Origin of the sequence: Psychromarinibacter sediminicola (genome assembly GCF_029168335.1) — a bacterium.
GTDB classification, from domain to species: Bacteria; Pseudomonadota; Alphaproteobacteria; order Rhodobacterales; family Rhodobacteraceae; genus Psychromarinibacter; species Psychromarinibacter sediminicola.
Window position 1 is genome coordinate 1 of sequence record NZ_JARGYC010000136.1, and the last position, 5,376, is coordinate 5,376.

A 5,376-nucleotide genomic window follows, 5' to 3' on the forward strand; every position below is an offset into this window, starting at 1 on the left:
AAGAAAGTTGAAGGCCAGCACCGCGACCACCACGAAGCCGCCGGGAATGAACAGCCACGGCGCCTGGCTGATCGACCGGATGTTCTGCGCCTCCTTCAGCAGCACGCCCCAGGAAATCGCCGGCGGCTGCAGGCCCAGGCCCAGGAACGACAGCCCGGTCTCTGCCAGGATCATCAACGGGATCGCCAGGGTCAGCGACGCGATGATGTGGCTGGTCAGCGACGGCAGCATGTGCCGGAAGATGATCCGCTTCTCCGACGCCCCGTCGAGCCGCGCCGCGACCACGAAATCCTCGTTCTTCATCGCCAGGAAGCGTCCCCGGACGACGCGGCCCAGCTCGGTCCAGCCAACGAGCGACACGATCAGGGTGATGACGAAATACTGCAGGTAGATCGGCCATGACGGCGGCAGCGCGGCCGCCAGCGCCAGCCAGATCGGGATCGTCGGCAGCGAAAGCGTGAACTCGATCAGCCGCTGGATCAGCGCGTCGACGCGGCCGCCGTAATACCCCGAGGCCCCGCCCAGCGCGATGCCCAGCACCATCGAGATCGCCACGCCGACCAGGCCGATCGACATCGACACCCGCGTGCCGTACATCACCCGGCTGAACATGTCGCGGCCCAGCCGGTCGGCGCCGAACAGGAAGAACTGGTCGCGAGGGTTCTCGGTGGCCAAGAGGTGGACGTCCCAGTCCCACAGCCCCCAGAGCTTGTATTCCGCGCCGCGGCCGAAGAACTCCAGGTAGATCTTTTCGCCCGACGGCACGTAGCTGATCGCGAAGGTGTCGGGGTCGCGCTGGCGGTCCATCTCGTAGACATACGGCTTGATCCGCCAGCCATCCCCGGTGTCGTCGATGAAATGGATCGCCTGCGGCGGGTGGAACACCGCGCGCCGGTTCTGGTCGGTCGGGTCGTCGGGCGCCACGATCTCGCAGAATGCCGTGATCAGGTAGAGGATCGCGATCACCACCAGCCCGACCATGGCCAGGCGGTGCCGGCGGAACGACCACCAGATCAGCTGCCACTGGCTGGCGATCGCCACGTCATGCGCGGCATGGCCGGTCTGGCTGACGATGGCGGTGTCGGTGCCGTCGTCGGGCGCGGCGTTCAGGCTGTTGGCCGGAGACGTCTCGGTCGTGTCAGTCATATTTCACTCGCGGGTCCAGCAGGACGAGGAGAATGTCGGAGATCAGCATGCCCACCACGGTCAGCGAGGACAGCAGCAGCACGAAGGCCCCCGCCAGATACATGTCCTGCGCCAGCAGCGACTGCAGCATCAGCGGCCCGGCGGTGGGCAGCGACAGCACGATGGCGGTGACGACGGCGCCCGAGACCAGCTGCGGCAGCACCCAGCCGATGGTCGAGATGAACGGGTTCAGCGCCACGCGGACCGGGTACTTCATGATCAGCCAGAACTCCGACAGGCCCTTGGCGCGGGCGGTGTCGACATAGGGCTTGTTCAGCTCGTCCAGGAGGTTGGCGCGCATGATCCGGATCAGCGACGCGGTGGCCGAGGTGCCCAGCACGATGATCGGCAGCCACAGGTGCTGCATCAGGTCCATCACCTTCGCAAAAGACCAAGGGGCATTCTTGTACTCGTTCGAGAACAGCCCGCCCACGTCGGCGCCGAAATGCACCACGCCGATATACATCAGGATCAGCGCGAGCAGGAAGTTCGGGGTGGCCAGGCCGATGAAGCCCAGCGTCGTGGCGATGTAGTCGCCGATGGAATACTTGTGCACGGCGGAATAGACGCCGATCGGGAACGCCACGGCCCAGGTGAACAGCAGGGTCGCGAAGGACAGGGTGATCGTCAGGCCCATCCGCTCCCAGACCAGGTCGCTCACCGGCTGGCGCCACTCGAAGCTCATCCCGAAGTCGCCCTGGAGCAGGTTCCAGACCCACTTGAAGTACTGCACGTAGAGCGGTCGATCCAGGCCGAAGCGTTCGCGCAGGTTCTCGATCGACGCCTGGTCCAGCACCTCGTTCGATTCGCCCAGCTTGGCGATGTAGGTGGTCAGGTAGTCGCCCGGCGGCGCCTGGATCAGCAGGAACGCGACGACGGAGACCGCGAACAGGAAGGGGACCATCCAGAGGAGCCGCTTCAGGATATAGCGCAAAAGCATATCGGAACTCTCGGGGTGCGGTGCGCGCGGGCACGCGCCCTTCGGTGTTTCGGGGGATGGCGGAGGGGCGCGTCAGGGCGCCCCTCCGGCGGTCCGTCCCGGAGCGCGCGACAGGTGCCGCGCGCGCCGGGTTGTCAGACTTATTCCTCGGCCCAGTAGTAGGTGACGGGCAGCGTCGGGAACGGGTCGGGATACATCCACGACGACGGGATCTGGTCCGGCACGTTCATCAGGTTGCGCTTGACCACGCCCACCAGGTTCGGGGCCAGCGACACGCCGATGATCTCGAACTCGTCGGCGGCCATCTGGTGGATCCTGCGGAAGATCGCCATCGCGGCCTCCTGATCGGGCTCCTGCTTGAACTCGTCGTACAGCGCCAGCCGCGTCTTCATCGACTCGGTCGGCTCCTCGCCCTGCTCGCCGCCGGACAGGTACCAGCGGGCCCACGGGATCGCGAACCAGCTTGCCTGCGGATGCACGGCCAGCACGTCGCGCGGGCTGAGCGTCGGGTCCAGACCGCCGGGTGCGCCCCAGACCATGAAGTCATGCTCGTTGGCTTCGCCGCGGCTGTAGTAGATCGACCGCTCGACCGACGAGATGTTCAGCTCGATGCCGAGCTCTTCCCACTGCTCCGCGATGATCTCCAGCGCGTCGCCCCAGTCGGGCTGCTCGATGCCGGTGTACTGCACGTCGAACACGAAGCGCTCGCCGTTCGGCAGAAGCCGGTAGCCTTCGCTGTCGCGCTCGGCGAACCCGGCCTCGTCCAGCAGCTCGTTGGCGCGGTCGGGGTCGTACTCGGTGTACTGCCGGCCCAACTGCTCGTTGTACAGCTTGTGCGACGGGCGCGGCCCGATCTGCCACGGCTCGCCCTGGCCCTGGTAGACGATGTCGATGATCTCCTCGCGGTCGATCCCCAGGCTCAGCGCGATGCGGACGTCCTTGTTGCGCAGCACGTCGCGCATCATGGGATCCTTGTGCGTGTGATTGAAGTGGATCGCCATGGTGTTCGAGTTCGAGTTCACCATGTCCAGGATATCGATGTTCGCCTTGTCCGCGTTCTCGGCGAAGACCGGCTTGTTGCCCAGCCCCGAGATCCGGCGCCGCTGCATGTCGATATTGCCGGCAATCGCTTCGAGAACAAGGGTTTCGTTGTCCTGGGCGACGTTCATCTCCAGCGTGTCGATATACGGAAGCTGGTTGCCCTCGGTATCGACCTGCCAGAAATACGGGTTCCGCGTCATCACCACCTGCGTGGCCCCGGCAGAGTAGCCGTCACCGGTCACGACCCACGGGTCCAGGACCGGGCGCTCGGCATTCGCCCAGCGGTTCGGCGCCTCGACCTCGCCGCATTTCAGACGAAACAGCGCCGGCCAGTCCTCGACCGCCTCGGTCTCCTCGACCATCTCCTGCACGTTCTCGTTGTAGGCGGGGTGATACTGCTGGCAGTAGTGCTTGGCCCACAGCACCGGCTCCTGCGCCAGCGGCGTCGCCAACTCGGTCAGGAAGGTGCCATAGGGGGCGGCGAATTTCAGCGTGACGGTGTAGTCGTCGACCTTCTCCGCCGTCATCGCCTCGCCGTCGACGACGAACCGCGCCGGCGGGTTCGGATAGAACTCCTCGTTGTGCAGAAGATCGTTGACGAAGAACATGATGTCGTCGGCGGTGAACGGCTCGCCGTCGGACCACTTCATGCCTTCGCGCAGGTGAAAGGTGAACTCGTTGCCTTCCTCGTTCGTCTCCCAACTCTCGGCGACGTTCGGCACGACCTCGGAGAAGTCCGGCGCCCAGCGCGTCAGGCCCTGCGGGCCCACGAAGCGCAGGATCGAGTTGTGGTCGTTCGACCCGCCCAGCACGCGGCGTAGCTTGCCGCCATAGGTGCCGATCGATTCGAGCGGCTCGATCACTTCGGGGCTGTCAGGCAGCCGCTCCTCGACGGGCGGCAGTTCGCCGGCATCGACCAGCGCGTCGAGCACCGGCGCCTGGTGATATTCCTGCGCGGCCAATGGGCCGGCCATCACACCGACAGCCGCGCCGACATAGGTAAGCGGGCGCAAAGTGCGCCAGAATAGTGACATCGATTATCCTCCCTTCGATGGGGACTCACGGTGGTCCCACCTCGGAAAGCGTGCCAAATGATCTCCGAAGTTGTCAAACTAATTTGTGCATGATGTAATGGGTTGTAAATCTGGTTGGCAAATGGCCCGGATTCATAGAGGGTGCGCCCCGTGTCGGATGCGAAAGCGACAGAACTGCATGACGGCGGCATCACACCCGCCCTGCGCCTGGATGAGCGGATCTACCAGGATCTGCTCGGCCGCATTCAGGCCGGCATCTATGCCCAGGGCGAACGCCTTCCGACCGAGAACGACCTGGCGTCCGAATTCAGTGTCTCCCGCCCGGTGATCCGCGCCGCCCTGGCCCGCCTTCGCGAGGCCGGGCTGATCGTGTCTCGCCGCGGCGCCGGCAGCTTCGTCAGCGTCGGGCGCGCCACGCAGGAAGCGGGCTACGCGCCGCTCGGCAGCATCGACGACATCACGGAGTTCTTTCGCTTCCGCCGCTTCCTCGAAGGCGAATCGGCGGCCCGCGCGGCCGAGCGCGCCACGCCCCAGGCCATTGAAGACCTCCAAGAGGTGCTCCGGGGCATCGACGCCGACATCGAGGCCGGCCAGGCCACGATCGAGCTCGACATCCGGTTCCACGCCGCGATCGCCCGACTGTCGGGCAGCCGGTTCCTCGGGGAAAGCCTCGCGATGCTGCGCCCGCAGATGCGCTTCATGGGCCAGTTCGTGCGCGCGCTCTCGCCCTCCGGCTACGTCAGCGCCAAGCAGAACATGCAGACAGAGCATCGCAAGCTGCTCGACGCCATTGCGTCGGGCGACCCGGCCCGGGCGCGGGCGGCAATGGAACGACATCTCAGCGCCTCGGAAGGGCGCATTTTCAAGGGGACGGCGAAAGGTTAGATGCGTGGGCCCTAGAGGCACTGTCACGTTAACCGGGTGGTGATCGCGGTGGCCTGACAGTAAACATCGTCATGCGTCCGCTCACATACGCTCGCCACCGGTTTCCACCAGCGATCACCCAGCACGCCGTCTGGCTCCATTTACGGTTTGCGCTGAGCTATCGCGACGTTGCGGACATGCTCGCCGAACGCGGCATCGACATGGTGTGATTGCGGCGGTCGCTCTCCGGTGGCGAACGAGGTCCGGTATGGTGGCCTCATGGATATTAGCCGTGAGGAGAACGACCTTGGA

Annotated in this window: 4 protein-coding genes; 1 reads left to right on the forward strand and 3 read right to left on the reverse strand. The window is 65.4% G+C overall.

The window, feature by feature from the left end; all coding sequences use genetic code 11:
* The 3 genes from P1J78_RS23960 to P1J78_RS23970 form a co-directional block, all read right to left on the reverse strand.
* Nucleotides 1-1,146 (reverse strand): ABC transporter permease (locus P1J78_RS23960; RefSeq protein ID WP_275569893.1); only part of this gene is annotated, 1,146 nt, incomplete at its 3' end.
* Nucleotides 1,139-2,125, reverse strand: coding sequence for an ABC transporter permease (locus P1J78_RS23965; protein WP_275569894.1), 987 nt, complete (start codon nt 2,123-2,125; stop codon nt 1,139-1,141). The genes P1J78_RS23965 and P1J78_RS23960, both read right to left, overlap by 8 nt.
* Before the next feature lie 140 nt (nt 2,126-2,265).
* Complete coding sequence (locus tag P1J78_RS23970; RefSeq protein WP_275569895.1) at nt 2,266-4,200, reverse strand: ABC transporter substrate-binding protein; 1,935 nt, start codon at nt 4,198-4,200, stop codon at nt 2,266-2,268.
* A gap of 150 nt (nt 4,201-4,350) precedes the next feature.
* Here P1J78_RS23970 and P1J78_RS23975 point away from each other — a divergent pair, with 150 nt between their 5' ends.
* Entirely contained in the window at nt 4,351-5,085 is a 735-nt protein-coding gene (locus P1J78_RS23975) for a FadR/GntR family transcriptional regulator (protein ID WP_275569896.1), read from the forward strand.
* Nucleotides 5,086-5,376: the final 291 nt, after the last annotated feature.

Bases quoted from the DNA above. Each gene is read 5' to 3' on its own strand.
- P1J78_RS23970 (WP_275569895.1), bottom strand. From the start codon at position 4,200: ATGTCACTATTCTGGCGCACTTTGCGCCCGCTTACCTATGTCGGCGCG.
- P1J78_RS23965 (WP_275569894.1), bottom strand. From the start codon at position 2,125: ATGCTTTTGCGCTATATCCTGAAGCGGCTCCTCTGGATGGTCCCCTTC.